Origin of the sequence: Legionella lytica (genome assembly GCF_044626755.1) — a bacterium.
In the GTDB taxonomy this organism is placed as follows: Bacteria; Pseudomonadota; Gammaproteobacteria; order Legionellales; family Legionellaceae; genus Legionella; species Legionella lytica_A.
In genome coordinates this window covers 1,619,133-1,645,588 of sequence record NZ_JBGORX010000001.1, presented here as the reverse complement: position 1 = coordinate 1,645,588, position 26,456 = coordinate 1,619,133, and the positions used below count along the sequence as shown (strand labels likewise).

Below are 26,456 nucleotides of genomic sequence, written 5' to 3'. Positions count from 1 at the left end.
TGCAAAGATTATGTAAGGGCTTTTATTGAGCTACGCACTCCTTCGGAATGAAATCCCGCCAAAGGAAACACCGAAAGGTGGTCTGCGGGTTGCATGAGTAGGTTTAGGAGTGTTTCCTTTACTGGTACGAAGGAATAGTTGCGTGTAATACAGTTTACCTTGTTTGTCGCGAATCACGCCAATACCGGTTAGATCATAATTTCCGACGATATTTCTTTTATGGCCTGAACTTCGTACCCATTGTTGTACTACGATCTGGGCGTTTTTGTAATTATAAGCAACATTTTCTGCGCCGGCGCCGGTGTTTTTAAGTTGTTTGTGCAGGCGAGTAATGCGCTTGGCGAAATCTTGATGGCCAAAGGGCATTCTATGCGTAGCCATATCGAGAGAATGCTGTCTGGCTTCTCGTACCATGTCGTTATCCATTTTCAATGGGGATAAACCATGTTGTTTGCGATAGGCATTAATATGAACTAACACCGCATTTTGGATGGCGGTTTCACTTTCTACGACTTGAGGTTGGACATTTGCATAGGCGTTAGATATGAATGCTAATGCGATGAAGCCTAAAATGAAGCTTATATATTTTTTAAAATGCATGCGAACTCACCTGTCTTGATTTATGTTTGGACTGCATGGTGACTAAAAAGCTACCATTTGTCTAGGGTTAGAGTGGTTTATTTTTGATCAATTATTGAGTTGTGTTCACTTGTGGGGTAAAAACAAGCTAATAGTTTATTGTATGTTCAGTTCGGACTATGGTTAAAAGATTTTTGCGCAACAGCATACGCGCACATTACGGCGAAAGGTAACATCGATCGCTTAATGTTTTAAGCGCATTATCGTTTCTTGCAAGTTTTCAACCTCACCTGAAAAATGATAATAGATGCGGTTATTCGTACAATCGACAATGCATAATTGTTCTTGGGGATTATTATTAAATTGTTTAAATACCCAAAACAATCCATCGTAGTGTTGTTTTTCTATTTCAGAAAGTAAATCTACCATCTTTTCTTTTTGTAGCTCGAAATGAGGATAAAGAAAGCCACAAGAGCCACGAGTTACTTTATAGGCAAAATGATTTTCTTTCATGATGACACCCGTTTGGTCAAAAATGTACCACATATTAAAATTATAGACTTTTATGCTGAGAAAACGGGGAATAAGGGGCATTATTTATGGGCATGTGCTTTAATATTTCCGTCATTGTGAACCATGAGGAACACAATGACGTGATGAACTGATTACAAATTAACGGAAAGTCCTACTAAGACGGAATGCAGAGTAGGGATATTAGCTAAATTCGTTCTTTTAGAATATGGGTCTAACTGATAATTGGGTTTATTTCCGTAGATCCCTTGGTACAACAAGCTCAAACTGGCTAAGGCAGTAATGGGGTAACCAAAGCCTGCTTGTACTTCGCCAGCCAGTTGAGAGATTTCATTAACCGGAATACGATTAATTTTCCAATGCCGGTAAGCAATACCACCTTTTACCTGTGCGAAAAAGGCACTGTTAAACAACGGATCGGTTTTTGTTGTAATTAACAGATCGAGAACTGGAGATAAAGTCGTATGCACTGGAGTCCAGCGGAGAAGGCTTAGTGATTTTTTAGGAATAGTGAGGCAGATTTTATTACCTGTTTGCAGCCCTAATTCGAGGCCTAAGGCGATATCGCCGGCAAGCAGCAATTCGTTGCCAAGAGCTAGTCTGCCTAAAGCAGAGTTTTTATCATTCGCAACAACTTGGTAATTCGCACTGCCAACACTAGCCGTAATTGACCATGGCTGGTCCTGAGACGTGAGTGTCGGTATGTAGCTTACTGCATGAGTAGCGAATGAGAACAAAATTCCTACTGCAGTAGATAGTTGTGCAAAGCATCTCTTCATTGTTTTATCCCTAAATGCATTAGTTTATATCTGCTGGGAATAGGGGCAGTGACCCTGGTTTTGGCGGAGAGAGAGGGATTCGAACCCTCGATACGTTTCCGTATACACACTTTCCAGGCGTGCGCCTTCGACCGCTCGGCCATCTCTCCAATGCGGCAAGCTTATACAGGTCAGCTAATAAAATCAACCCTTATCCACTCAGAATGCATGTTTTTATTGCATTGAATGTTTATATTTGGATATCGTGTATACTAAAATGAAAATGATCAATGGTTTTAAAGGAATTAAATTATGTTCATGCGACTTCTTATTTTGTCATTGACGTATTTATTCGCAAGTCCGTTGTGGGCCATTACCTGCTATTATACGTTGGCAAAAGATAATTGTTGGCTGAAATATGATGTGACGGTTGAAGTGCTGGATGCGATAAGTGCGAAGGAGTTAACTACTATTACGGTACCTGCTGGTCAAGCTTGGGGACGCGTTACTTTCCCCTGTGAAACCAATGGACAGAAGTTGATGTATCGTGCCCGCTATTCCCCTTATTTTTGGGAAAGTGAAAAAGGGAAGGTTTATTCAGCGAAAAATTATTGGTCTTTGCCTAATGAGGTAAAACCTGGAGACTCAGCATGGAATGTTTCCGTATGTTACCCGTCTGACTTTGCTGCAGTGCCATTACCTCCTGAAGCAACAAATAATTGCCAATGCGATTTTTCCAATATCCCTGTTATTCCGCCAAAACAATTATAATCTCCAAACTCCTTTTCCTGTGTTGGGAAAGGGACATGCCATAAGTTATTAAGGATTGGTCATTTCTGTAACGGCAGGAATGACCCTTATTATTATGAGGAGGCAAAAAATTGATTACCTTGAGAAGTAAAATTGGTCAAATGTTGATTATGGGATTTGCCGGCAGTGAAATTCACGATCGCAGTCCTGTTGCCGAATGGTTATCACAGGATGGCTTAGGCGGCGTTATATTATTTGATCGCGATGTAGCTAGCGGGGATTATGGCAAGAATTTAAAGGACCCGCAGCAAATAAAGCAATTAATTCATCAGCTGAATCATTATGCGGCACAATACTCTGATGAAGATAATCATCAGGTGCCTCTATTTACGGCAATTGATTACGAGGGTGGGGCAATTGATCAATTAACTCATGTCGAAGATTCTATGCCTACCATGTCTGCTTTAAGCATGGCTCATTTAAGTGAGGATGCTTTGCATGCAGAGCTTAGCCAAATGGCAGAAACTATCAGCGCTTTGGGCTTTAACCTCGATTTCGCTCCAGTAGTTGATTTACACATGCATGACGCACGAGGTATTATTGGCGCGATGCAACGTAGTTTTTCAGATAATCCTGAGGTTGTAACGCGTCTTGCTCGTCAGTTTGTGCGCGTATTTCGCCGTTATGGTATTGCTACCTGTTATAAACATTTTCCTGGCCATGGCAGTGCTGTAGGTGATTCTCATGAGGGCTTTGTTGACGTAACCGAGACCTTTTCAGATGCCGAGTTAGCCCCTTATTATGAACTAGTTAGGGATGTGGATCAGCCAACCATGATTATGACGGCCCATGTCATCAATAGAAATTTGGATCCGCAAGGATTCCCTGCTACTTTATCTCATGCCATGTTGACTGATTTACTGCGTAAAGAAATGGGTTACGATGGCGTCATTATTAGCGATGACCTACAAATGCAAGCAATTACGGATCACTATTCGATGAATGAAGCTTTGCAGCTCACTATTAATGCAGGCTCAGATATGATTATTTTTTCCAATCAATGGGGTACAATCACAGCACCAGAGGTCATTGAGCGAATTGAACAGTTAGTGTTATCGCAAAAAATTCATCTCCAACGCATCGAGGATGCTTATCGACGGATTATTCGTCTGAAACAGTGTCTAATATATTGATGATCCGCATTAAATTCTCTTGACGTTGACGCCAAATATGTTAGAATGAGCACTTGTTGTACATATTTTAATCAGATACTAAAGGTTTATATGCATTTACACATCCCATACATTAATTCTCATTCTATAAACTTAAACACTAAGTTCCTTTCCTGTTGTTGCTGCTGTTAATCATTCTTAGTTCTCCGTTTTTACCTGTTTATTTTAAGGATTTACTATGTGTGCAGCACATCATCAAAAGAAAAACTTCATCTTAAGTACCCCAATTATCTATGCATTGATGATTGGCTTGGGAATTCTAAGTGGAATGTCGGGTATCGCTTTTTTAAAGGATATAGGGTTACTGGTTTCTGATTTATTTATTAAACTTTTTAAGTGCATTAGCTTACCGATTATTTCATTATCCATTATTGTGACCTTAGCGAATTATACAACTGATGGATTAATGAAAAAGATTTGGCAACGCACGATTAAATATACCTTTTCAACGACTATTATTGCCGCAACGATTAGTTGCCTTTTGTATATCTTAATTCAACCGAGTTCCGTACAGGTAAATATCAATGCGCAACACCTCACTCAATCAGCGAATAGTTTGGGTTATTTTGGGCATTTGGCAAATATTATCCCTACGAACTTATTAGCTCCATTTCTTGAGCAACAGGTGATGGGTGTTTTATTTTTGAGCATTATTATAGGCATTGCGGTTCGTCAAATTCCTGAAGACGGTGCGCGTGAGACGCTGACCTCGTTTTTCCGTGGCGCTCACGGGATGTTTTTAGTCATGACTCGCTGGATTATTGCGATTATTCCCATCGGTTTATTTGGATTTATCACCTCTACGGTAGTTCAGCTGCAGTCAGGTAAGGAACTTAAGGGAATTTGGCAATATTTATTAATCATTGTTTTGGCAAACCTGATTCAAGGTTTTGTCGTTCTTCCTTTGTGGCTTAAGAAAAATAAAATTAAGCCTTTTGCGGCAATGCGCGCAATGTTACCTGCTTTATCTGTAGCCTTCTTTTCTAAGTCTTCAGTAGGAACTTTACCTGTGACGATGAACACCATAGAAAATAATCTCGAGGTAAAGCCAGGTGTGAGTCGTTTCGTTCTCCCTTTATGCACGAGCATCAATATGAATGGTTGTGCGGCCTTTATTTTTGCTACGGTAATTTACTTGATGCAAAATCATGGTATGCCGATTACTTATGGCACGATGGCACTCTGGGTGGTGGTTGCTACTGTTGCGGCAATTGGTAATGCGGGTGTTCCTATGGGATGTTTTTTCCTCAGCGTTAGCTTGTTGTCCAGTATGAACGTTCCTTTTGAGTTAATGGGCATCATTTTACCTTTCTATGGCTTAATTGATATGTTGGAAACGGCGCTGAATGTTTGGTCTGATGCCTGTGTCACGAAAATCGTTAATGATAAGGCTTTGGCGGAGGAGCAAATGGAAAAGCAACCCAAACGCCGTTCTTCTTTTGCCGCAGAATTAGGCTAATATGCATAGGCTGGGCTTAACAGCCCAGTCTACTCTGACGCCCTGGTCTGAACGCTTACTATGTTGCTGAATCTTGCTAAACTTAACATCTACAGCAACCTATTGTTTGCACCGATGGAGGCATCTCTTCCGGTGCAGATAGAGGAAATTTTTCAGTAAACAAACGGTAGGTTCGGGCTGCCTGGTTGGTATTAAACTCCCCGGATTTATTTACCGGATTTTCTCTGAATGGATGACGATGAGAAGCTAATTCGCGCAGTACCATGTTGCCTAGGGCCGATTTTTGCTGCGCAATATTAAATCGTTCTAAAAGGGGAACTTTAGCCATAGCATCTTCAATTCGTTGGGCCTTTGCATTCATACCTATTGTATAGAAACGGTGTTCATTACGAAATTTAGCGATAATATCATGCATCTCTTTAATTACCGGATGCTTAGCCATTTGCTTTACCAGTTTTTCTAATTCTGATTTTATCTGCTTAAGTTCTTCTTTTGTTTGGGCATTGTCAATTTGGAGCAGATTCTTTGCTCTAAATTGCGCCATTTCTAAATCCACGCTCCCAAATCGGAATTTTTTTATTTCTTTTAATAGGGAAGCACAAGCCTTTTTAAGCTCGCCAATTTGCATATTTTCGTAAATAGTGTCTTTTATTGCATTTAGTTTGTGTTCTAAAAGAGGGAGCTCAGTGTCGTTTGTTATTTTGGCAAGATATTCACCGGTACCAAGAATAGCTTTCTCAATCTCTAGATCATTGAAACCCCGCTTATACTGTCTAAATTGAGTAATATAAGCTTGCACCAATTTTATTTTGGTTAGTTCACTAATTACTTCACTCATTGATGGGCGGAGTTTGCTGTCTTCCTGGGTTAATTTTATTATAAGTTCTTTTAATAAAACCCCTGATGGTGTGAGAAAGATGGGAGCAGAGAAATCGGTTTTTTCTCCGATGACATCGTCTAGATCCGGAACTTTGGTTAAAAATTGATAGAGATTCTTCCCCAGCATGAACGTGTGTGCTTTATCAGCAGAGCTTGGAGGAGGCAGGCGACAATTTAATTCAGGTGGGATTAGATCTATTGTTCCGGTGACGCCATAAAACCAATAATTTTCCGGGATGCTCATATTGAGGAGGCCTGATTCATCAATAAATAAAAATGATTTGGTATCCGCTAGTTTTAATACCCCATTATTGAGCAGCCAATTAGAATTTTTCATATCGGTGAAGGCGCAGCCATCGAGAACAATATTTCTTAAGAGGCTTGCCATTTGGAGATAAATATTTAACGCCAAAGTGATTAGCTCACTAAGGGGGCGTGAAAACTGGGCGTAGCTTTCCAAATCAGAACCTTGACAATAATCGGTAACCAGAAGCGTACGAGTAATGCATTGGCCTTTCTGATTAAGAAAGCTTGCATCACGCTCAGCCCATATGGGAGTGCATACATTTTCTAATGAACGCTTTCTTAAATGGATGTCTGCATGGCGAGGATATTTTTCACGAAAATCTATTTTGAGAACTAAGTTGTGTCCAGTATACGTATTGGTTATTTTAAAGTTATGAGAGTTCCTGCCACCTAAACTCATTATGGTGTGGGTGTGTAAAAATACTTGAAACTCTTTATATCCATCCTCCTGGGACGAATATAACTGAATAAGTTCGAGCCGATTGAAACCTGCACCTTCAAATAGAATTTTTAACAAGCTATCTACTTTTTCGGGAGGCATATTGGCTATAAGCTCAGGCAATGATGTGGGGTCGATAGGGAGCTGTTTTGCAGCGAGCTGAGACTCTAACGCTTGTTCTTGTAAGGAGCTAATGTCCAAATAAAGAAACTCTTCTTTAATTTCTTTAAATAACTTATGATGAATTTTTTGCTGATATTCAGGGCAAGACGCGATGATTTGCTGCGGGAATCGACTACTTAATTCTTTTTGCATTTGGTAGATTTGATAGAGAAATAAGCGCTTATTATGAAAATTTTCTTCACCATTATATTTTTCTATTAACGCATTCAATTCCATAAATCCGAGGGCCACATCAGTATAAAACTGTTTGTGCTTCTCATCAATTATAGAAGTTGGTTCTTTAATAGAACAAATGGTGCTTATTTTTCCCATTATTAAGAAAAAAAGTGAACGAAAAACAGTATCATATAACCTTTGCCAATGAACATCCAGTGTGTATTCTCAATGTTCTTCTTGAACGTTTCATTTTCATGGCCACCACCGACTTTACTGTAGGCGGTGGGAATGGGGGAGTCTACGCCGCAATCCAGTTTTTCCTTCACCTAATGGCTAAGAATTATCGGCTCACGGTCTGGGATTGGGTTGCAAGCATCGATGGTTATCATATTTTTCACAGTGGTTCGTAAAGTATTGTTTTAACCCAGAAACAAATATAGTTTCGCCATTGTCCATAAGAAAAACACGCTCAGGTTGCAATTCAGCATAGTTGGAGTCTCTTAATATACCCCTGTATAAAGAACCTGCATTAGCAAATAACCATCTATCGAGGAAGGGAAGAACTTTATCCGCATTATTTGAGTAAAAGTTTTCATACACATCGGTAAATAATTTATTTTTCATTTCATAATTGCTTTTGAAATAGAAATTGCTGCGATCGCGTCGGTATTCAGTAAAGGGGGGCTTGATGGGATTTTTTTTCATTCCTGCTGCAAAGCTTAAAGAAATAATCAGCCCCTTAGCTGGTTCAATCGTGAATTGGTTGCCAAATAGGTTTGAGCCATTATATTCATTGAGGTAGTTTTCTAAATAGCTTATCGCTTCATCACTCACGGGATCAAAATAACTATTAATGATGAATTGGGTGGCGAGAAATGTTTGCGGGTCATAATGACAGCTTATGTAAATAGCATGGATAAAGTGCTCATTAGCTATATTGTTAACCAAGAGTTTATTGATTTTGTTATGAACCTCTTTACAGGTTATTTTCTGGTCTTTTATCTCACTGTCCATACGAATAATCTGGGTGGGGTAATCGATGCTACGAGTGAGTAACTTCAGCTGACTCGGGGCTGCCGACTCATTAGAATAACTCATCGTTTGGGTATCTTTTTCTGAGGTTTGGGTTAATGACATGAGTTGGGGGTTATCATTCGGCTGGCTAAATGCGAAAAGCGGCACCAAAACAAGCGCGGCAATTAAGTAATTAAATTTCATAACAAACTCCTTTTTCTGTAGCCCTATATCGCATCCTTGGCGGATAACATTGTGATGGCTCACATTTTGAGTATAGATGAGGTGTTTTAGAATTAGCCACCTTGTTTATTAATAAAAAAATGATTAATTCACAAGAAATATCTTGGTGTGGTTTTGTTTTGAACAGTTCTTGAGTGGCTTCGACCTGAATGCGTATCTCGAACTGTATACGCAGTTCCTGAAGAGGGCACTAAACTCTTCAGGATGAAAGGGAGTAGAGGGTATGTTTATAACTTCTCTGGTAAAAAGCCGCCTGCCTGCATTTCCCACATGCGGCAGTAATAGCTTGGTTTCTGAATCAATTCTTGATGAGAACCATCTTCAATAATGCGTCCTTTTTCAAAAACCAAAATTCGGTCCATTTCGGATAAGGTTGATAGGCGATGTGCAATAACAATGGTTGTTCGTTCTTGCATTACCCAATGCAAACCATCCTGGATTAATTTTTCTGTAATTGAATCTAAAGCCGAAGTTGCTTCATCCAAGATGAGAATCGGAGCATCTTTTAAGATGGCTCTGGCAATAGCAATTCGTTGTCGTTGTCCACCGGAGAGTTTTATCCCACGTTCACCCACTAAGGTGTTATAGCCTTCAGAAAGCTGAGTAATGAATTCATGACAATGAGCTTTTTTAGAAGCACTAATCACTTCAGCATCAGCAGCTTCAATTCGCCCATAACGGATATTGTCCATTAAGCTGCGATGGAATAAGGTGACGTCTTGAGGAATCATGGCGATGTGTTCGCGTAATGAATCTTGGGTTATTGCCTTGATATTTTGTCCATCGATTAAAATACGTCCCGACTCCACATCAAATAACCGCAGAATTAAATTAACAAAGGAACTTTTACCGGAACCAGATAATCCAACTAAACCAATTTTTTGCCCAGGTTCAATCACGATGGATTTATTTTTAAATAAATGAGCGGATTCATCATAATGAAAACTTACATTCTTAAATTCTATACGCCCTTGCGTGACCACCAAAGGTTTGGCATTAGGCTTATCGGCAATTTCATGAGGTTCAGTAATTAAGGTTAATGCTTGACGGCATTTACCTAACTCCTCTGCAAAGAGTACAAATTGGCTCGCTAGATACCAGAGGTTATAAAAAATACTGATGGATAGGGAGATGATAAAACTAAAGTCACCGACTGAGACCTGATTTTTACTGTACATAACCACGAGCATGTATAGATTGACAGCAATTAAAATAATGATGCTTACATCCCAGTAGATACGCATTTTAAGAATAACCCATTGCATGGTTTGGTCCGTAACCACGGTGTCTTGGGTTGCGTTTTGGATTAATTTATTTTCATAACCTGCTCTAGAGAACAGACGCAGGTTGGTGACATTACTGATGCTATCCACTATTTTTCCTACGAGCGTGGTTTTGCTAGTGGCAAATATATTCGACATATCACGAACGGGCTTAAAGTAAACTGCCGCAATCGTGAGGAAGGATATAGTCCATAACAAGAGGATAAGAGCAAAGATAGGATGCACCAGCAACATACTGATAATTGCAATCAGCACCCCGATGATTTGGGCTAATGCATCATCCATGGTGGTGAAAATGGTAATGGTGCCTGTAGTCATATCGGAAATCTTATTGGAGAGACTGCCAGCAAAGTTATTTTGAAAATAGCGATGCGAATGCCGATTCAAATAGGAATACATAGTATCGACAATGTCATAGCGTAGCCTGGGAAATAGCTGTAAACGAATCCAGTCTACTAAGCGCATATCAATGGCAATTACTATCCATAAGACCACATAAAGAATGACCTCTGGGAGGATGGCATTGAATACAGCAGCTCTATTTCCCTCAAAGGCGGTTACTTTATCAATAATCAGTTTAAGTACATACGGAGAGAGCGTATTATTAATTCCCCAATATGAAGCCACCAAAAGTAATGAAATAACATAGAATTTATGTGGTTTTAATAATTTAATAAAAAATTGATAAAGCGAAATGTGTGTATTCATATTAATAATCCGTCCCTAATCTCATAGCTTGTGGTGATACCAATCTTGGCTAAAAAATCAGAGTCATGTGAAATAACGATCAATGCTCCGAGATAGGCGTTAAGAACCTGAATGATGTGGGCGCGTGTTTCTCTATCTAAATTGTTGGTTATTTCATCTAAAATAAGCAACTTAGGACTAATGGCGGCAATCTGTGCCAGAGAGAGCCGGGCTTTTTCACCTCCAGAAAGAGTGGTGACTAATGCGTCTACCTCTTCATTTTTACGAAACAGGAAATTATTCAGATGCCTCCTGATTTCAGTATAGGATCGATTAGGTAACACACAACTCAAGGTTTGCCATACAGTGTGCTCCGGGCTTAAATTATGATAATGCTGATCCAGATACCCTATTTCCTTGGCCTGAGGTAACAGCCACTCTCCAGTTCGCTCTATATCGGATGCGGTTAACAGCGCTTTGATTAGGGTTGATTTTCCAGAGCCATTATTGCCTTGAATGGCTATGCGATCCTGGCCTTTTATGACTATGCTAATGTTCTGCAGAATGAGAGGGCTGGTTGCATAACCAACACTTCCTTCGCTAATTGTTACTACGGCGTGATTGAATGGCTGGCTGTTTAACATAAACTTGGGGCTAATAATTTCCTCAACATGCAATTCTGCTAAACGTTCTGTGAGCTCTTGTCTTTTATGGTTTAATACCTGTTTTTTTCGACCCGCAGTTTCTTGTGCATTTCTTATTTTGGTTCCTGAGACTAGAGTAGGCCATTTTTTTTGTTCCAATTGTTTTTCACCAACTTGGCGACTGCTTTTAGCACGTGCCTGTTCTTTCATTAGATTGGCATGCATTTGCTTTTTTTCTCGGTTGATAAGATTTATTTCGTTTTCTAAGGTACTTCGTCGTTGGGTTTGCTCTCGCATGTAGTCGTTATAACATCCGGTAAAGACTTGTATTTGCTTGTGTTCAATATGCCAAATTGTATCTACGGTGTTTTGTAATAATTCCAGGTCATGGGTAACCATAATTAAGCTGCCTGAAAAATTAGAGAGCATACGCATCAACGAGCGTCGATTGTGGCTGTCTAAGTGATTCGTTGGTTCATCAAGCAGTAGCAGTTCGGGCATATCAGCTAAAGCTTGCGTTAATAATTTATTAAAGCATTGTCCTCCGCTTAGGGAGTCAAACACATCAACGATTTGTGGGATGTATCCGCAGAGCAGATCTTGGGGAAGGCGTAGTGAGCCTTCAACTGCAGTTTCTAGGCTGGCGAATAGTTTCAGTAAGCTGGATTTTCCTGAGCCATTACGTCCAATGATCGCAATACGACTTCCGTAGGGAATCTGGCCAGAAAAATCGGCAAAACAGGTTTTGTGGGGAAACGAAAGGCTAAGGCTTTCAAATTGAATTGGCTTATGCATCACAAACTCTCTTAAGTGTTCTAAAGGGCGATTAATTAACGTGCCCGGATTAGGGCGTACTTAAGATACTTTGTTCATGATGTGTTCGAGCCTCATTGATAAAAATTTGACTGTTATTATGTTAATCAAAGGAATAAGCTTTGTCAATTGCTTACCCGTAGGCTGCGCTACCGAAGGGTGGACCAGCGTTACAATGATGAGTTTAAATGCGGAACCAACTCTTTACAATGACGCATGACTCGCTGATTCTCGGGGGGGAGGGTCAGGTAGTCGCCAAATTGTTGGCTTAATAGTTCTGCTGCGTTATGGGGGATATTAAAACTTCCCGTTTCAAACACTGCTCGTTTTAAAGGATAAATGTCTTCCTTTTTTAAGAAATTTTTTCCTACACAGTTATAACCGCGGCCCCAGTAAGGGCTATTGCTATTATTTGCCTTTTGAATGATGTTATTTAAGCTTGATTCCAATAGGGCTTTAGGCAGAAGCTTTCCTAGCGCTTTATAGACTCCAGCATGATGGCCAATGCTAACCGCACCATATTTAGCACTTAGAAAACGAGAGATCTTTTTTGCTAGAAACTTATAACGTTTCCGTTGCTTTTGATCTTCTGGCATACGGTCATAAACAAAAACATCGATGAAGATCCCTTGCACATAGGGCTCATTACCTTGCTCATGTTTTTCAATGTAACGGCTTGAGCGATCTCTAATTTTTAATGGGGTTGCCATATTAAAATAGCCTGGATCAGTATGGATGGTTTGTAGCCAGATGTGATCGGGAAGTTCTTGGGGGGCGATACGTAAAAACTCTTCATAGCTTGCTCGAGGCATTGCGATGTCCATATCATCATCCCAAGGAATAAATCCTTGATGACGAATCGCCCCTAAAAGAGTGCCTGCATCAAGCCAGTAATCCAGACTATGCTTTTGACAAATCGCATCGACAACTTCCAGCATGGCCAGCATTTTTAATTGAGCTTGTCTTAAGCGACCATCACTTAATGCTGTATCCGCTGAATGTGGATTGATTTGTTTCTCTAAGGCCATCTCATAGGTTCCGCTATTTTGCTTGCGCGCAGTATAAAATAAATTGTTCTGTAGGGCTACTTAAGCGCTTCATTCAGCTTAGGTAGTCTTGATTAGGTAGCGTTCAGAAAAATAGGTCTGTTTTTCGTCCTCTAGATAAATCTTGCTTGCTGGCTTTTTTTCTTATAGTGTATCGCCGTGTTTTTGTGATGTAACGAGTGTTTCATGTCCGATGTTCAAACCTATGCCGAGTCTTCTTGTGAAGCACTTTTATCTGCGTTAGCAAATGAGGTTGCTGGATGTACTCGTTGTCCTCTTCATCAGACCCGTAAACAAACCGTCTTTTATCGTGGCAGCCCGCAAGCCAAGCTGATGATCATTGGTGAAGCTCCTGGTTTTTATGAGGATCAGCAAGGGAAACCTTTTGTTGGAAAAGCGGGTGGTTTATTGAACCAAATGATGCACAGTGTGGATTTATGCGAGAATGATTTTTATATTGCCAACGTATTGAAATGCCGCCCTCCAAATAATCGTGATCCTCAAGTGGAGGAAATTCGGCAATGCAGTACTTATTTGGAGCAACAAATCGAGCTTATCCAACCGGATCTTATCTTGGCTTTGGGGCGTTTTGCTGGTCAGTTTTTACTTAAGCAACCTGTGGCATTGAATCAATTACGTAATCGGATTCATTATTATAAAAAGATACCCTTTATGGTTAGTTATCATCCGGCATATTTGTTGCGAAGACCAGTAGATAAGAAAAAAACGTATGCTGATTTGCAGGCGGTGAAAAGGTTTTTGGATGAAAGAAGGTAACTTTGGGGGAAACCTCTATGAGAGCGGGGTTCCGCGAACACGTCGCGGAACTTAGGTAGACTATTCTTTAGGCATCGCTGCTTCAACATCATTAGTAATGTCAATCCAGGAGCTGTCAGCAAAAACCACAGAATTAGAATTTAACACGGCATTCAGTTGTTTCTCTTTCGCAACCTTGTCAACGGTTGATTTTACCAAGTCAGTGAATTTTTTCAGTCCAGCTGCTTGCTCTTCTTGAATTTTTTTCTGATACGCTTGGCTCATTTTATTTAATTGCGTTTGTGCAGCAGTAATTTCTTGAGCTACGGATTTCTTTTTATCATCACTGGTTTTTTCATAAGAACCCATTAAAGCCTGAATCTTGGCTTTCTGAGCCTGTAATTTTTCTTCCATACCCTTTACGTCTTCTTGCAGGGCTTTGCTGGTGTTTTGGATGAATGCTGATTTACTATACAACTCGGTAACATTGACTACACCGATCTTCAATTGGTCTGCAGCAAGAGCAAGTGGGGCACAACAGGCTAATAAGATAAATCCTAATATTTTTTTCATAAAACAATTCCCTAATAAGTTAAATTACGGAGGTCATCATAGGGGGAATTATTGCAGAGTTCAAGCCTCGTTTTTGATGTTTTTTATTTTAAAATAAATTAGTTAGGTGCAGGTATATTGACCTCTTTTGGTTCTCTTTTGGGCGAATGGGATTCGTCGCATTTGGGCAAAGCCTGTTGCCAGAGAAAATATCTGTTTTGAACTTCATGAGTAATTGAGTAGGTAAGATGCGCGATTGTTGTCGAGGTTATCATGACTCCTGTATTGGCTGCTGCCTTACAAAATAGACTAAACATAAATCATTATCCCTGTATTGATAAGGTTTGTATTATATCTTTAAAGTGATAAAAATCACACTTTTTCTATTCCTCAGTGCAGTTTCAGGGCAACACTGAGGAGTCAGAAATTATTTAGATGCTGGTTTTGGGGAGGATTCAGGGGCAAGCTTCGGCTCTTCAGTTTTCTCTTTACGGGTAAAAAAGCTATACGAGTTTATTGCTTCCGCATCGGGTTGATATTCCTGTGGAACCACTTTAGCTAAGGGATAGGGGCCTAGTTTTTCGCCAACACCTGCTATAAGCGAGAAGATCACTGCTGAAAGAGTCATTCTTAATGGGATCTGCTTTCCGGAATATGTAATAAACGTTTTCGCCGCTTCTTTAGGGTTTTGATAAAAATCATGGTAAAGGTTTTTTACCACATTATATGTTGTCTCATTAATTAATTGCCCACTTGGAGAAATCTTGGTTCGCGCTAAAGTTAAATCCTTAAGGGATGCGAAAGGATATGCTGCTAAAGCGCCAACTGCACCGCTAATTGCTCCAGCAGTCGCATGCTTTGATGTTGAATTCTGTATGTTTAATTGATTCGCCATCCAGCCTTCAAATTGCAACATGGCGGTGAAATTAATAATCCCGGAAATATACCGTGTTGAAAAACCATTTAATAAAAGTGCCTGGGTATTATGGAGGGTATACCATTTAAAATTAGTAGGCAAAAGGCCGGGGGTTTTTTTCATTTGTGATAATGAATCGGGTATTTGCGTTATTGCCAGATCCCAAAAAGCGGCATGCATTGTATAGATGAAGGGGATTTTTTGCGTGGGTCTGAATGATTCTTCACGCGCGGTTTCTTCGCGTAGTACAGACTCGCCTACAAAACTCTCATGAGGTCTATTATTTTTAGTAGTAGTAACATAAGTGGTCCGCGCTGCAGAACCATAAAGACTGGCTTTAGTTCCTGCATAGAGCGCTCTAAAAAAGCCAAAGGTTCCACCGGATACCGGGGGTATGATTGGCGCTTGGGCCGCCATGCGTGCCAGTAGGGTTTTTATCGGACTTTGTACCCCAAGGATGGCAATATTGGTCGCTCCTGCAACGGTCAAAAAGTTACTGGTATGCCAAACAGCGGGAGTCATCTTTATTAGAGATAAGCCAGATGGTGGTACTTGTTTTTGTTGTTCTTCAGTATTGGCTGTTGATATTGGAGGATCGCCAGGCATGATATACCTCTACAGTAGCGTTAAAATCGGCATTATTGTATGAAGAAAAAATTAACAAAATATTAACAACAGGATCTTTTTGAACTATTTTTTGATTATTGAGCATTTAATGGTCATGTCTATAGCGAACCCGATAATGGGTTATATATTGCATAAGTAATAGTGTCCATAAATAATTCAAATTTTTTAATACATATTCTTAAGTTTCTTTTAAAGTGAGCCCAGACTTTCTCAATGGGGAGAAGGGAATGTCAATTCACAAACATGAAAAATCCTGACAGCGATGCTTTGGAATGAAGTTCTTGTTTAAAGGTACTTTACAGCACCACTCGTTACTTATTCGCTTAGGTCATTCATCGCTAATAGATAGGATTCTTTTTTATGAGCCTCAGAAGGTTTGAGTAAATTAGTTAAATTTTTGACGCACCAACGTGTTGCGCAAATTAAGGCAAGAGGATCTTTATTCGTGTGCAAAGCCCATTCAGCATATTCCAACAGCAGGCTCGCTATATAGGTTTGTGTTAAGGCAAAAGCAAAATGACGAGCGCCTATTTGCTGTTCCTCACTATTCATTAGCGACATAGAGCCCATATAGCTTTGAATTGTGTGTACGGCTTCTACTGTAGTGTTTTTGGCTGACTGAAGTTTAGCGTTGTTGATTTGGTCTAGGCGTTGGGCTACGTCCTCGAAAAAAGAGGCAGCTGCATTTTCTTTTTCAATGGCGCGTAAGACATCAAGACTGAGAATATTAGTGGTTCCTTCCCAAATAGATAAGACTTGTACGTTACGCAATAATTGTGGAAGTCCGGTGTCCTCAATATATCCTGCACCGCCAAAGGCCTCAAGGGCTTCACTGACTACCGCAATCGCTTGTTTGGCAGTGTACAATTTAGCCAATGGGGTCAACAGTCTTAATAGAGCGCGCTCACGTTCTGTAGCTGCACCAACCTCATCTTTACCAAGCAACTCAATCGCATGAAAAACCAGATGGAAGGCACCAGTAAATTCCAGGTGCATATGGGCTAAAGTTTCCAGATGCAGGCCATGTTGGGATAGGGGACGACCAAAGGCAATACGCTTATTGGCATAATCACGTGCAAGGGCAAGTGCACGCCGCATGTAACCCACAGCACAGCAGGCATTGTAAATGCGGGTGATGTTAAACAGAGAGGATATTTTTTTCACACCATCCCCTGCGTCGCCAACCAGTGTTGCTTGGGCATTAGCCAGCGTTAATTCTGCGGTAGGAAGAGCACGAGTTCCTAGTTTGTCTTTTAAACGGTTGATGCGTATACCATTGAGTGTGCCTTGAGCATCGCGTAGTTCTAAATAAAATAAACTTAGTCCCCGACTCCCTGCAGGTGCTCCTTCAATACGCGCCAGGGTCATGGCCATTTGTGAGGTGGTTGCTGACGTAAACCACTTAACACCACTTAAACGAAACTGAGTTCCATCCGCTTTAGCAATGGTTGAGGTGCCACTGACGTCAGAGCCGCCAGTACGCTCCGTCATCCATTGTCCTGAGGTCCAGAATTGGGAAGGATCTGCTGAGGTTAAATGTGAAAAGGCACGTTGTTTAAGGGAGGCATCTGCGTACAGTTCTAAAGCGCGCGCCGCACCATCGGTCATTGCCAGGGGGCAAGTGTAAATTGCGGAGGAGGGGTGAAATAAATAAAGTTTGGCAAATTGGTGTATACGCGATAGTGCACCGTGCTTACGTTCATAACCAATGGCAATGAGTTTCTCTTCGGCCGAAATGCGATCCAAGGCGTTCCAGGCCGCGTGGACCTCAATATGATCAATGCGTTTTCCCCATGGATCATAAGGTACATGCTTGGGCGGGTAAGCTTCCGCTTCTTGGCCTAAGTGGCAGATTTCTTCAATAACCCGTTGCCCCAAGCTTTGTAATTCAGGTTGAATTTCACTAAGCATAATGGCGGGTAGTTTCCACTCAAGGTAATATTTGAGAACTAAATCATCATCGTATTGATTATTTAAGCTTGGGGGCGTTTGAAAAAAATCACTCATTTGGAATCCTTTCTTATGATTTTTAAAGATATCTTATATTAGCTGGATTTTAATGAATTTAAAAATAGGCTAATTTTTGATTTTTCTCATTTATTTTCCCGTGCTACTAATAAGGAAATTGTATGTTAGGCAAAATAGTAGGCAGGGGGAAAGCAGTTTTTTGTTTGACTCATTTATGAATCCGTAGTGAGCTGCTGTGCAAAAGACACATGGAGTTAAAATACTCTATTTTGCTCCCTATACTGCGGCCAAAGGCGATAATTTGGTTTTTTTGTAATTGGGATCGTAAGAGCGTATTAATTATTTGTTTAGATAATAAAGGATTTTATTGTTGGAAGTATCATCTGCTATGTTTTATGTAATGGTATAATCAGTTGTTTTTACTAGGGGAGCTTTATTGAAACTAAAATCATATAATTTATTAACTTGGGTGCCTCATCTTTTTTTATTTTATAAAGAAAAGGTATTTCGAAAATTATTGCCGATTACGGCAATTGTTACTATTTATGCGATTCTGATCCTGTGTTTTTTTGAAAATGCCAAGAAATACAATATAGGACAATTCCATCTGATTTTTAGTTTTATCTTAGCAATCGTTATTAGCTTTAGAGTGAATACCAGTTATGCCCGCTGGTGGGAAGGCCGTATATTGTGGGGAGGTATTAATAATAACTGTCGTAATTTAGCCTTGAAATTTGATGCATTCATTGGCTTAAATAAACATCAGGGTTTTTACGAGTTACTCACTAAATTACCCATTGTTATCAAAGCTCATTTGCGTAAAGAAACTAATGAGTTAGAAACAGAATTGCTGTCATTATGTATTCATGAGTTGGAGTCAAAGAATCCCGTACTTTTGTTAACGCAGAGGATGTATCTCATTCTCAATCAATTGCGCCAAGAAAATAAATTACAATTGGAACAGTATCTGGCGCTAGATACGCATGTGGCTAATTTAATCGATCTTGTTGGTGGTTGTGAACGCATTTCTAATACTCATGTGCCCCCACCCTTTGCTTTTTTTGTGAAACAAGCGTTACTCTTTTATGCGTTAATTTTTCCGTTTGGCTGGGTTAATACCTTTGGTTTCTTAGTAATCCCGATGATGGTAATGATTGTCTATATCTTACTTGGTTTGGAAATTTTATCTGAAGAATTGGAAGAGCCTTTTGGAAAAGGGGATAATGATTTACCTCTGGCTAATATTGCGAAAAATATTGTGCGCAATATAGAACAAATAGCCGCCGAATCAACGCATAGAGGCTTATAAAGTAGGTAGATCAGGCTCCTGTTGCTCTTCATTTGCGCGCATTTTCAGACGACTTTGCTCAATATACTGGGATAAAGATTGGGTTTGTTCCGCATGAGTTCCTCGGAAATTACGCTCAAAATCTTCTAGGATATTGATTAATTTCCTAGGATTAACGTGCTGCGTTTTGTACCGGGATGAGTTGGGGTGTTCGTTTATATGCTTAATTATTACATCAAGATCGGCAGGGATCCTGACAGGTACTATTGGGGCCGCAATAAATAAAGCATCATAAATTTTTTTCTTATCTTGAGTACAGGTGTCGGCATCAATTAATTGAATCACTTGGTTTAAATGTTCAGTTAGGTTTGTTTTGGATGAACGATGATCCTTAAGCCAGGCACTAAGTGAGAATGAGTTATCCTCCATCCCTTCCGCTATATTCGATTGATAAATATACCCAAAAACCTCTTTATTCGTCTTTTCGCAAGCGAGCATGACATAGGAATGTCCTGGGATATCGATGCGAATTAATTGAGGTAAATTTTTCCCTAGTTCTTTAGTTAAAGAGGGGAGTTGTGGTGGTTTTTCCGTCAGGGGAGTAAATAGTGTGCTGTTAGTTAGCAGTGTGCAGAAGGCATTGGCAATGTCACCACAGCCCACGGGGTAAAATAGTGATTGTTCAATGGGTTTTTCCAATACCCCCACTCGTTCAAACACGAGAAGCATGTTTACCATAGTTTGCAAATCACATCCTTGGAGTGCCAGATGAAATTTAGCATCTGCTACACTATCAAATCGTTTTTCATAGGAGTCAAGTATGAGTTTTCTAAAATATTGATCAAAATCATCCACGCTAAGTTGTTGGCTGTCTTTTTGAAAAAAAGAGAATTCAGTTTTAAAATTCATGAAATTTTTGACCAAATTAATATATAATTGTATCAGATTAATATTTTTTTTCCTTTCTGCAAAGAAAAAATAGAAGATTCTTATGACAAATACAAAAATGGATAATTATAAATTTTTTACTGAAATCAATTCGGTTGAGAATTTGCTCGTGGTGTTATTCAACCAAATAAAAAAAAGCAATCATTCTTATGTTGAGGTGATTAGCGCGGTGCAAGCGATAATAGATGGTGCGAACGTTGTTGCTAATTTACCCAAGGAATTGGAGACTATAGCTATTTTTTTAAATAAGCCCGAATTAATTCTCCCAGACTCAAGTGCTGAGGATAAAGCGTGTTTTAATACTGCGGTGAGAAATAAATTATCTAGTTTTCTTAATGAATTAAAAGAGCACTTGAATTCAGAAGTGTCTGATCTGGCACAAAATCAATTCCGCAATTAGTAATTTTTGTTTTAACATGCAACAAATAGAAAACGTCCGTGGAAAAGCCCCCGGACGCTATTCAAAAGCATTTTAATTAACGATCATTGGATTTTGTCTCTTTATTTTCGTTCTACGATGATTCCGAATTAGTGTCTGATGCAGATATAAATCCAGAGATTACTCCAATTTCATCAAGAATCGAGTACAATTTTTGGTCTATTCTTAATTTTAATATCAGTTTAAATAATTGGCATAGAAGTGCCTATACGAATTGCCTCAATAGGCTTGTCACTCTCAATAAGGATGATATTCATGACAACAAAATTAATGAAAGCAGCCGTCGTCAAAGAATTTCAAAAACCCCTCGTTATTGAAGAAGTACCCATTCCAGAACCTCAAGCCGGGCAAATTCAGGTAAAAATCGTCGCCTCTGGGGTTTGCCACACAGATTTACATGCTGCTGACGGTGATTGGCCAATAAAGCCAACTCTACCTTTTATACCCGGACATGAAGGCGTTGGTTTTGTTTCTGCCGTTGGCGCAGGTGTCACCAATGTTAAAGAAGGAGACCGGGTCGGCATACCCTGGCTTCACCACAGCTGTGGACATTGTTCCTTTTGTTTAGGGGGTTGGGAAACATTGTGTGAAAGCCAATTGAATACCGGCTATTCGGTTAATGGCAGCTTTGCTGAGTATCTTATTGCGGATCCTAACTTTGTCGGCCATATCCCCGCAGCGGTTGATTCTCTTGAAATTGCACCGGTTTTATGTGCTGGAGTGACGGTATATAAAGGTTTAAAAATGACTGATACCCAACCTGGAAATTGGGTAGTTATTTCTGGAATAGGTGGGCTAGGTCATATGGCAGTTCAATATGCAAACGCCATGGGATTAAATGTAGTTGCGGTGGATATTGATGATAAAAAACTAGTATTGGCGAAGCAATTAGGTGCATCCCTCACGGTTAATGCGCTTCATGTTGATCCCGTATCTTTTCTTAAAAAAGAAATTGGCGGTGCGCATGGAGTATTAGTTACGGCTGTTTCTATAAAAGCGTTTGAGCAGGCGCAAGGGATGCTTCGACGAGGAGGAACGGTTGTGCTTAATGGCTTACCTCCAGGTTTTTTCCCGGTATCCATTTTTGATATGGTTTTGGAAGGAATTACCCTAAGAGGTTCTATTGTTGGTACACGTCTGGATTTACAAGAATCGCTTGCCTTTGCCGCGGAAGGAAAAGTTAAGGCAACCATAATGACGGAAAAGTTAGAACATATTAATACCGTGTTTGAACAACTGAAACAAGGCAAGATTAATGGACGTATAGTGCTTGATATGGGTTGTTCATAAGCCCTGCTAATTGCGAGCATTTGCGAAGCAATCTTGCTTCGCTGAGCTCGTACTTGATAGAGTTACTTTTAGATATTCAAAGACTTTCCATTAATCTGAATTTTTTGATTTTCTAATGTAAAATCAACGATATAATTATCGCCTTCTCTCTTTAAATATCCTTTGTGAGTTAAATCAGTGAGCAATTGCTCGGCTTGCTTTTCTGCTTCTACCTCGGGACTTACTGCAGCAGGGGCGGGGAAGGTGTCCATCGGATTGGTTACTGATGCCGGTTGTTGCTGTTGCTGTGCTTTCTTCACCAGGTCACTTTTAATTGAGGCTGTGACTAAAGATTTAACTAAGCGAACGGGCGCTTTAAAATGACCTTCACCCCGTACTTTTTGCATTACTTGAGACGAGTTTTTAGCTTCATTTTCAGGTAACCATATTTTAAAGTTACCGTTAATTTGGCCTTCCGGTAAGATTAGATTCATTTCAGAAAGTTCGATAACTGGGCCTTTAGTAAGGAGGTTGGGTAATTCGGTAGCTATAGCCAGCATCGCAAGATTAGGATCCACATTATTTTCAACCATATTGGCCTCTTGCTGATTGAGTTTGGCCATTACATTCGGATCTAAATTTTTAATACTGAGCTTAAAAACACCGGGGCCATAGTTTTGGTTATCGACAATCAGTTTTTCTAGAGATAATTTGCAATCAATTCCCATTTTATTATCGGTTACATCTGAATTAAAGCGCAGGTCGAGTCCTTGCAGGTTAAAATTCTCTGAATCTGGTGCATTAATTGTTACAGCAGCGAGACCCAAATGAGATTGACCGAGCCATAACCACTCCTGATGACGCCATAGCTGGACATCATATTCTAATTTTCCAAAGTTAAAATCAGCAGTGCTGGCAGAGCCATTGAGACCATAGACGTCCAAATTAGCATTAATTTTGTCAAGATTTGATGAAACCCTCAGTTCGGTGTTTAAACCCTCCCAATTGATTTGCACTGCCCCATCTGGTGCACCATCAGTACCTTTGAAGTCTAAAGAGGGAAGAGAATATTTAATTACCGTTTCCCTTAAATAATTGATTAAAGCTTTATAGTGCGTATCTGGACGGGTGGCAATTTCGGCAAGACCAAAACGAAAGCCATTATCTGTTTTAATGAATGGTCCATGTTTGATGCGGAGAGGAATACTTATATCCATATCAAGAGGAGTATCCATTTTAACAACACCACTTTGATCGGTAATTTTTTGGGCAGGTATATGCATTTTTACATCTAATCGAGCTTTAGATGAAAACCAGCCTTGTTGGTACTGATCTAAATGCAGGTTTATTACGGAGGATTTAGGAAATGAATCGATATTTTGGGTGAATGTGGTTCTTGCCATAGCCCCCATAATGTAATAAGCAATTAGCACAATGACAACGAGAGAGAATAACCCAATCCATTTTTTCATGATTATTTTTATAGTAGTCCTTATAGTTATTAATTATGTAGCTTATAAAGTGTTGTTTGTAAAATAAATCAGATTGAGCGGATGAGTTGCGGACCAGTAATTGCCTGTTTCAGAGTTTTAGAATCAACGCTTAAATACTTTCACCAATCTTTCCAGCGTCTGTTAACAGACTTATCCACAGATTTTGTGGATAATTTTTAAGGAGAAATAAGGACGAAACTCCATATAAATAAAGGCCTGGAAGATAGTTTTTGATTTTTTCTTAAAGAAGAAGATTGAGTCAATTTTGAAGTTATACACAGAGATTGTGTACGGATTAGGGTAACTGCGTACGCATAATAACAAAAAAAAAAATGAAAGAACAGCTTGAAAAAATTCTTTTTTGTACTACGCGATTTTTTTTAAAATTTGTCCTATAAGGTAGGCCGTATTAGCGCTTAATATGGGTACTGTCTCTTTAATTTTTTGCATTGGTATTTTTTCTTGACCCAATTTTATATTTTGATTAATTTTAATGATGTTTTAAATAAAACACCCCAAAAGGACTAGCAGGAAATGGAGTTATTAGAGGAACCGTGTACAAATTCCAAGACATCAATAGGCATTCTCATGTTAGTGACTATTGGTGTAGGCATTGGTTCAGGTTTAATTGGAATGACATTAGCCTTATTACTCCATTATTTACAACATATTGCCTATGGTTATAGTAGCTTGCATATCATTAGTCCGGAAAGTTTTTTAGAAGGGGTGAGCGCTTCAAGCCCTACACGTAGACTTTTGGTTTTAGGAACTTGTGGTTTAGTCGCAGGAGGAGGCTGGTTTATTATTCAGCGCTTTGGTAAGCCCTTAGTAAGTATTGCCCAAGCCATCAAAACGGGCGAAATAATGCCTCCGTTAACCACGACATGTCATGCACTGATACAGATCATTACGATTGCACTAGGCTCTCCTTTAGGTCGTGAGGTCGCTCCACGAGAAGCCGCGGCTGTGTTTGCTACCTGGCTTTCTCACAAGGCGGGCCTCACTGTGGATGAAACGAAAGTGATGCTTGCTTGTGGTGCAGGGGCAGGTTTAGCTGCCGTTTATAATCTGCCTCTGGGCGGTGCGGTTTTTGTAATGGAAGTACTTCTGTTTAATTTCCATTGGTCTATTTTGTTACCGGCATTTGCTACCTCTGCTATTGCCACGGTGGTGTCTTGGTGGGGATTGGGACAGGAGGCGACGTATCATATTTCGGAGTTAACCTCGATTAATGCGTCTTTAACGATTTGGTCTGTAGTCGTTGGCCCTATTTTAGGCTTTTTGGCCTTTTGGTTTATTAACATTGCAAATAGGCAACGCACTGAGGCATTTCGTGGTTGGCCTATGTTTTTTGCTTGTTTGGCAAATTTCATCATGATTGGTTTTCTCGCTATTTATTTTCCTTCCTTGCTCGGGAATGGAAAGAGTGCCGCACAGTTGGAATTTAGCCAGTTATTATCCATAGGCATGAGTTTGGTGATCTTAATACTAAGAAGTTTTGTGGTATGGACTAGCTTACGCTCTGGCGCTTGGGGTGGGCTCTTAACTCCATCTCTTGCTAATGGTGCCTTATTAGGTGTGTTTCTAGGTGGAATTTGGAATTTCATTTGGCCAGGTACTCCATTGGTGGCGTATGCAGTGATTGGAGCTGCGGCTTTTCTTGCGGCAGCTCAGAAAATGCCATTAACCGCGACCATTATAATTTTTGAGTTTACTCGGGTTGATTTTGTCTTTTTAGCTCCCGTGATGTTTGCCGTTTGTGGGGCGGTTGGAGGGGCGTCTCTAGTAGAGAAGTGGCTTGAAGGGGAGGGGGAAGGAACGCTTTAGATGTTCACGTAAATGAATTGTTGCAAACATCCCCATGCTTTGTGTAGGATTAGTTTTTACTTCCATCCATCAGCGTCATGAACTATTTAAAATCCTATTTTCTTCACGGAACAACCTTTAAACAAGAACTTCTGGCCGGTATTACTACCTTTTTAACCATGGTTTATATTGTCTTTGTAAACCCAACGATTTTACATGATGCAGGTATGGAGCAAGGAGCGGTGTTTACTGCGACTTGTTTGGTCACCGCCTTTGCTTGCGCTTTAACCGGTATTATTGCCAATACACCAATAGGCATCGCTCCGGGGATGGCTTTAAATATTTATTTCTCCTACAGCGTGGTTCAGGGAATGGGAATTGATTGGCAACATGCCTTGGCCATGGTATTTATTTCTGGAGTATTGTTTTTTTTAGTGACCTTAACCGGGGTCCGGCGCTTATTAATTGAGGCAATTCCCTATAATTTACAAATAGCAATTTTGATTGGCATCAGTTTACTGATTGCTTTGATTGCTCTTCAAGCCAATCACATTATTGTAGATGATGTGCATAATTTGATGCGCCTAGGCGATATTCGTAAGCCAGAAACAGGTTTGTTCTTTTTGGGTTTTCTTATCATTCTGGTGTTGGATTATTATCGTATTGCCGGAGCCATTATTATAGGCATCCTCAGTATTAGTATTTTAAGCCTGATATTGGGAATGACCCATTGGCAAGGAGTATTCGATTTACCTCCTTCTATTGAACCGACCTTCTTAAAACTTGATTTTTCCGGGATGACGAGTGCTGTTGCTTTAAAAGCTATTTTCACTTTTTTCTTAATTGCTATTTTTGATGCGACTGGAACTTTAATTGGTTTACTTAACCCCACCATTTTTAAACATAAAGAGGATTATAAACGTCGTATTAGTTACACCTTAACTGCCGATGCAGCGGCTTCAACCTTAGCAGGGCTTTTAGGCTCGGCGAGCACCTCTCCTTATATTGAATCGGCGATGGGCATTGAAGCAGGGGGACGTTCTGGACTAACGTCTTTAGTGATTGCTTTCGGATTTCTTCTGATGCTGTTTTTCTTTCCTTTAGCAAAAATGATTCCTGCTTATGCGGTAGGTCCAGCATTACTTTATGTGGCCTGTTGTATGATGAAACATTTAACGGATATGAAATTAACTGATATTAGTGAAACTGCTCCAAGCATGACTACTATCATGATGATTCCTTTTACCTCATCGATTGCCAATGGTATTGGTGGCGGAATTATTCTTTATAGTGTTTTGAAGCTTTTAACCCGGCAAAAATTAAATCCTTTAGTGATTATTTTAAGTTTGATTTTTGTACTCTTTTTCTTAATTAGTTAAAGTGTTTCTCCCT

At 39.9% G+C, this 26,456-nt stretch carries 22 protein-coding genes and 1 tRNA gene; 9 read left to right on the top strand and 14 right to left on the bottom strand.

What is annotated here, in order from left to right:
* Positions 1-30: 30 nt before the first annotated feature.
* The 4 genes from ACD661_RS06915 to ACD661_RS06900 form a co-directional block, all read right to left on the bottom strand.
* Positions 31-600, bottom strand: coding sequence for a CAP domain-containing protein (locus ACD661_RS06915; RefSeq protein ID WP_400187094.1), 570 nt, complete (start codon positions 598-600; stop codon positions 31-33).
* Between the two features lie 222 nt (positions 601-822).
* Entirely contained in the window at positions 823-1,092 is a 270-nt protein-coding gene (locus tag ACD661_RS06910; RefSeq protein ID WP_400187093.1) for a hypothetical protein, read from the bottom strand.
* Positions 1,093-1,244: 152 nt separating this feature from the next.
* On the bottom strand, positions 1,245-1,889 hold the full coding sequence (locus ACD661_RS06905; protein WP_400187092.1) for a hypothetical protein: 645 nt from the start codon (positions 1,887-1,889) through the stop codon (positions 1,245-1,247).
* 61 nt (positions 1,890-1,950) lie between these two features.
* Positions 1,951-2,038: transfer RNA gene (locus ACD661_RS06900), tRNA-Ser, on the bottom strand.
* 142 nt (positions 2,039-2,180) lie between these two features.
* Here ACD661_RS06900 and ACD661_RS06895 point away from each other — a divergent pair.
* From ACD661_RS06895 to ACD661_RS06885, 3 genes are all read left to right on the top strand, one after another.
* Positions 2,181-2,639, top strand: a complete 459-nt coding sequence (locus ACD661_RS06895; protein ID WP_400187091.1) for a hypothetical protein — start codon at positions 2,181-2,183, stop codon at positions 2,637-2,639.
* 110 nt (positions 2,640-2,749) lie between these two features.
* On the top strand, positions 2,750-3,811 hold the full coding sequence (locus ACD661_RS06890; RefSeq protein WP_400187090.1) for a glycoside hydrolase family 3 N-terminal domain-containing protein: 1,062 nt from the start codon (positions 2,750-2,752) through the stop codon (positions 3,809-3,811).
* A 217-nt stretch (positions 3,812-4,028) separates the two neighbouring features.
* Positions 4,029-5,309, top strand: coding sequence for a dicarboxylate/amino acid:cation symporter (locus ACD661_RS06885; protein WP_400187089.1), 1,281 nt, complete (start codon positions 4,029-4,031; stop codon positions 5,307-5,309).
* Between the two features lie 82 nt (positions 5,310-5,391).
* Here the strand turns inward: ACD661_RS06885 and ACD661_RS06880 are convergent, their stop codons facing one another.
* The 5 genes from ACD661_RS06880 to ACD661_RS06860 all read right to left on the bottom strand — a co-directional run bounded on the left by ACD661_RS06880 (position 5,392) and on the right by ACD661_RS06860 (position 12,984).
* The gene (locus tag ACD661_RS06880) at positions 5,392-7,428 is read right to left on the bottom strand and encodes a protein kinase family protein (protein WP_400187088.1); all 2,037 of its coding nucleotides are present in this window, start codon (positions 7,426-7,428) and stop codon (positions 5,392-5,394) included.
* A gap of 192 nt (positions 7,429-7,620) precedes the next feature.
* Positions 7,621-8,490, bottom strand: a complete 870-nt coding sequence (locus ACD661_RS06875) for an Lpg0189 family type II secretion system effector (protein ID WP_400187087.1) — start codon at positions 8,488-8,490, stop codon at positions 7,621-7,623.
* 266 nt (positions 8,491-8,756) lie between these two features.
* Complete coding sequence (locus ACD661_RS06870) at positions 8,757-10,520, bottom strand: ABC transporter ATP-binding protein (RefSeq protein ID WP_400187086.1); 1,764 nt, start codon at positions 10,518-10,520, stop codon at positions 8,757-8,759.
* Positions 10,517-11,938 (bottom strand): ATP-binding cassette domain-containing protein, encoded by a 1,422-nt coding sequence (locus tag ACD661_RS06865; RefSeq protein WP_400187085.1) that lies wholly within the window; start codon positions 11,936-11,938, stop codon positions 10,517-10,519. The genes ACD661_RS06870 and ACD661_RS06865 overlap by 4 nt, the downstream gene beginning before the upstream one ends.
* A 188-nt stretch (positions 11,939-12,126) precedes the next feature.
* Complete coding sequence (locus ACD661_RS06860; protein ID WP_400187084.1) at positions 12,127-12,984, bottom strand: LicD family protein; 858 nt, start codon at positions 12,982-12,984, stop codon at positions 12,127-12,129.
* 204 nt (positions 12,985-13,188) lie between these two features.
* Here ACD661_RS06860 and ACD661_RS06855 point away from each other — a divergent pair, with 204 nt between their 5' ends.
* Entirely contained in the window at positions 13,189-13,779 is a 591-nt protein-coding gene (locus tag ACD661_RS06855; protein ID WP_400187083.1) for a uracil-DNA glycosylase, read from the top strand.
* Positions 13,780-13,839: 60 nt separating this feature from the next.
* Here the strand turns inward: ACD661_RS06855 and ACD661_RS06850 are convergent, their stop codons facing one another.
* The 3 genes from ACD661_RS06850 to ACD661_RS06840 form a co-directional block, all read right to left on the bottom strand.
* Complete coding sequence (locus ACD661_RS06850; protein WP_400187082.1) at positions 13,840-14,331, bottom strand: OmpH/Skp family outer membrane protein; 492 nt, start codon at positions 14,329-14,331, stop codon at positions 13,840-13,842.
* Positions 14,332-14,737: 406 nt separating this feature from the next.
* Complete coding sequence (locus ACD661_RS06845) at positions 14,738-15,832, bottom strand: hypothetical protein (RefSeq protein ID WP_400187081.1); 1,095 nt, start codon at positions 15,830-15,832, stop codon at positions 14,738-14,740.
* 336 nt (positions 15,833-16,168) lie between these two features.
* Entirely contained in the window at positions 16,169-17,860 is a 1,692-nt protein-coding gene (locus ACD661_RS06840) for an acyl-CoA dehydrogenase family protein (protein WP_400187080.1), read from the bottom strand.
* A 397-nt stretch (positions 17,861-18,257) separates the two neighbouring features.
* On the opposite strand from ACD661_RS06840, the gene ACD661_RS06835 reads away from it, so the two are divergent.
* Positions 18,258-19,130, top strand: coding sequence for a bestrophin family protein (locus ACD661_RS06835; RefSeq protein WP_400187079.1), 873 nt, complete (start codon positions 18,258-18,260; stop codon positions 19,128-19,130).
* Here ACD661_RS06835 and ACD661_RS06830 read toward each other — a convergent pair.
* A complete protein-coding gene (locus ACD661_RS06830; protein ID WP_400187078.1) occupies positions 19,125-20,018 on the bottom strand; it encodes a hypothetical protein in 894 nt (297 codons plus the stop codon). The genes ACD661_RS06835 and ACD661_RS06830 overlap by 6 nt on opposite strands.
* An 82-nt stretch (positions 20,019-20,100) precedes the next feature.
* Here ACD661_RS06830 and ACD661_RS06825 point away from each other — a divergent pair, with 82 nt between their 5' ends.
* Both ACD661_RS06825 and adhP read left to right on the top strand, forming a co-directional pair.
* Positions 20,101-20,457 carry a hypothetical protein gene (locus ACD661_RS06825; protein ID WP_400187077.1) on the top strand — a complete coding sequence of 119 codons (357 nt, stop codon included), beginning with the start codon at positions 20,101-20,103 and terminating at the stop codon, positions 20,455-20,457.
* A gap of 294 nt (positions 20,458-20,751) precedes the next feature.
* Positions 20,752-21,786 (top strand): alcohol dehydrogenase AdhP, encoded by a 1,035-nt coding sequence (adhP, locus tag ACD661_RS06820; RefSeq protein WP_400187076.1) that lies wholly within the window; start codon positions 20,752-20,754, stop codon positions 21,784-21,786.
* A 68-nt stretch (positions 21,787-21,854) separates the two neighbouring features.
* Here adhP and ACD661_RS06815 read toward each other — a convergent pair whose 3' ends face one another.
* Positions 21,855-23,237: a YdgA family protein gene (locus tag ACD661_RS06815; RefSeq protein ID WP_400187075.1), complete on the bottom strand. Its 1,383-nt coding sequence runs from the start codon at positions 23,235-23,237 to the stop codon at positions 21,855-21,857.
* Positions 23,238-23,792: 555 nt separating this feature from the next.
* On the opposite strand from ACD661_RS06815, the gene ACD661_RS06810 reads away from it, so the two are divergent.
* Positions 23,793-25,085: a chloride channel protein gene (locus tag ACD661_RS06810; RefSeq protein ID WP_400187074.1), complete on the top strand. Its 1,293-nt coding sequence runs from the start codon at positions 23,793-23,795 to the stop codon at positions 25,083-25,085.
* A gap of 77 nt (positions 25,086-25,162) precedes the next feature.
* Positions 25,163-26,443, top strand: coding sequence for an NCS2 family permease (locus ACD661_RS06805; RefSeq protein WP_400187073.1), 1,281 nt, complete (start codon positions 25,163-25,165; stop codon positions 26,441-26,443).
* The last annotated feature ends 13 nt before the right edge of the window (positions 26,444-26,456 follow it).

Coding starts and splice junctions, on each gene's coding strand:
- ACD661_RS06915 (WP_400187094.1), bottom strand. CDS start 600: ATGCATTTTAAAAAATATATAAGCTTCATTTTAGGCTTCATCGCATTA.
- ACD661_RS06910 (WP_400187093.1), bottom strand. CDS start 1,092: ATGAAAGAAAATCATTTTGCCTATAAAGTAACTCGTGGCTCTTGTGGC.
- ACD661_RS06905 (WP_400187092.1), bottom strand. CDS start 1,889: ATGAAGAGATGCTTTGCACAACTATCTACTGCAGTAGGAATTTTGTTC.
- ACD661_RS06895 (WP_400187091.1), top strand. CDS start 2,181: ATGTTCATGCGACTTCTTATTTTGTCATTGACGTATTTATTCGCAAGT.
- ACD661_RS06885 (WP_400187089.1), top strand. CDS start 4,029: ATGTGTGCAGCACATCATCAAAAGAAAAACTTCATCTTAAGTACCCCA.
- ACD661_RS06880 (WP_400187088.1), bottom strand. CDS start 7,428: ATGGGAAAAATAAGCACCATTTGTTCTATTAAAGAACCAACTTCTATA.
- ACD661_RS06875 (WP_400187087.1), bottom strand. CDS start 8,490: ATGAAATTTAATTACTTAATTGCCGCGCTTGTTTTGGTGCCGCTTTTC.
- ACD661_RS06870 (WP_400187086.1), bottom strand. CDS start 10,520: ATGAATACACACATTTCGCTTTATCAATTTTTTATTAAATTATTAAAA.
- ACD661_RS06865 (WP_400187085.1), bottom strand. CDS start 11,938: ATGCATAAGCCAATTCAATTTGAAAGCCTTAGCCTTTCGTTTCCCCAC.
- ACD661_RS06860 (WP_400187084.1), bottom strand. CDS start 12,984: ATGGCCTTAGAGAAACAAATCAATCCACATTCAGCGGATACAGCATTA.
- ACD661_RS06855 (WP_400187083.1), top strand. CDS start 13,189: ATGTCCGATGTTCAAACCTATGCCGAGTCTTCTTGTGAAGCACTTTTA.
- ACD661_RS06850 (WP_400187082.1), bottom strand. CDS start 14,331: ATGAAAAAAATATTAGGATTTATCTTATTAGCCTGTTGTGCCCCACTT.
- ACD661_RS06845 (WP_400187081.1), bottom strand. CDS start 15,832: ATGCCTGGCGATCCTCCAATATCAACAGCCAATACTGAAGAACAACAA.
- ACD661_RS06840 (WP_400187080.1), bottom strand. CDS start 17,860: ATGAGTGATTTTTTTCAAACGCCCCCAAGCTTAAATAATCAATACGAT.
- ACD661_RS06830 (WP_400187078.1), bottom strand. CDS start 20,018: ATGAATTTTAAAACTGAATTCTCTTTTTTTCAAAAAGACAGCCAACAA.
- ACD661_RS06825 (WP_400187077.1), top strand. CDS start 20,101: ATGACAAATACAAAAATGGATAATTATAAATTTTTTACTGAAATCAAT.
- adhP (WP_400187076.1), top strand. CDS start 20,752: ATGACAACAAAATTAATGAAAGCAGCCGTCGTCAAAGAATTTCAAAAA.
- ACD661_RS06815 (WP_400187075.1), bottom strand. CDS start 23,237: ATGAAAAAATGGATTGGGTTATTCTCTCTCGTTGTCATTGTGCTAATT.
- ACD661_RS06810 (WP_400187074.1), top strand. CDS start 23,793: ATGGAGTTATTAGAGGAACCGTGTACAAATTCCAAGACATCAATAGGC.
- ACD661_RS06805 (WP_400187073.1), top strand. CDS start 25,163: ATGAACTATTTAAAATCCTATTTTCTTCACGGAACAACCTTTAAACAA.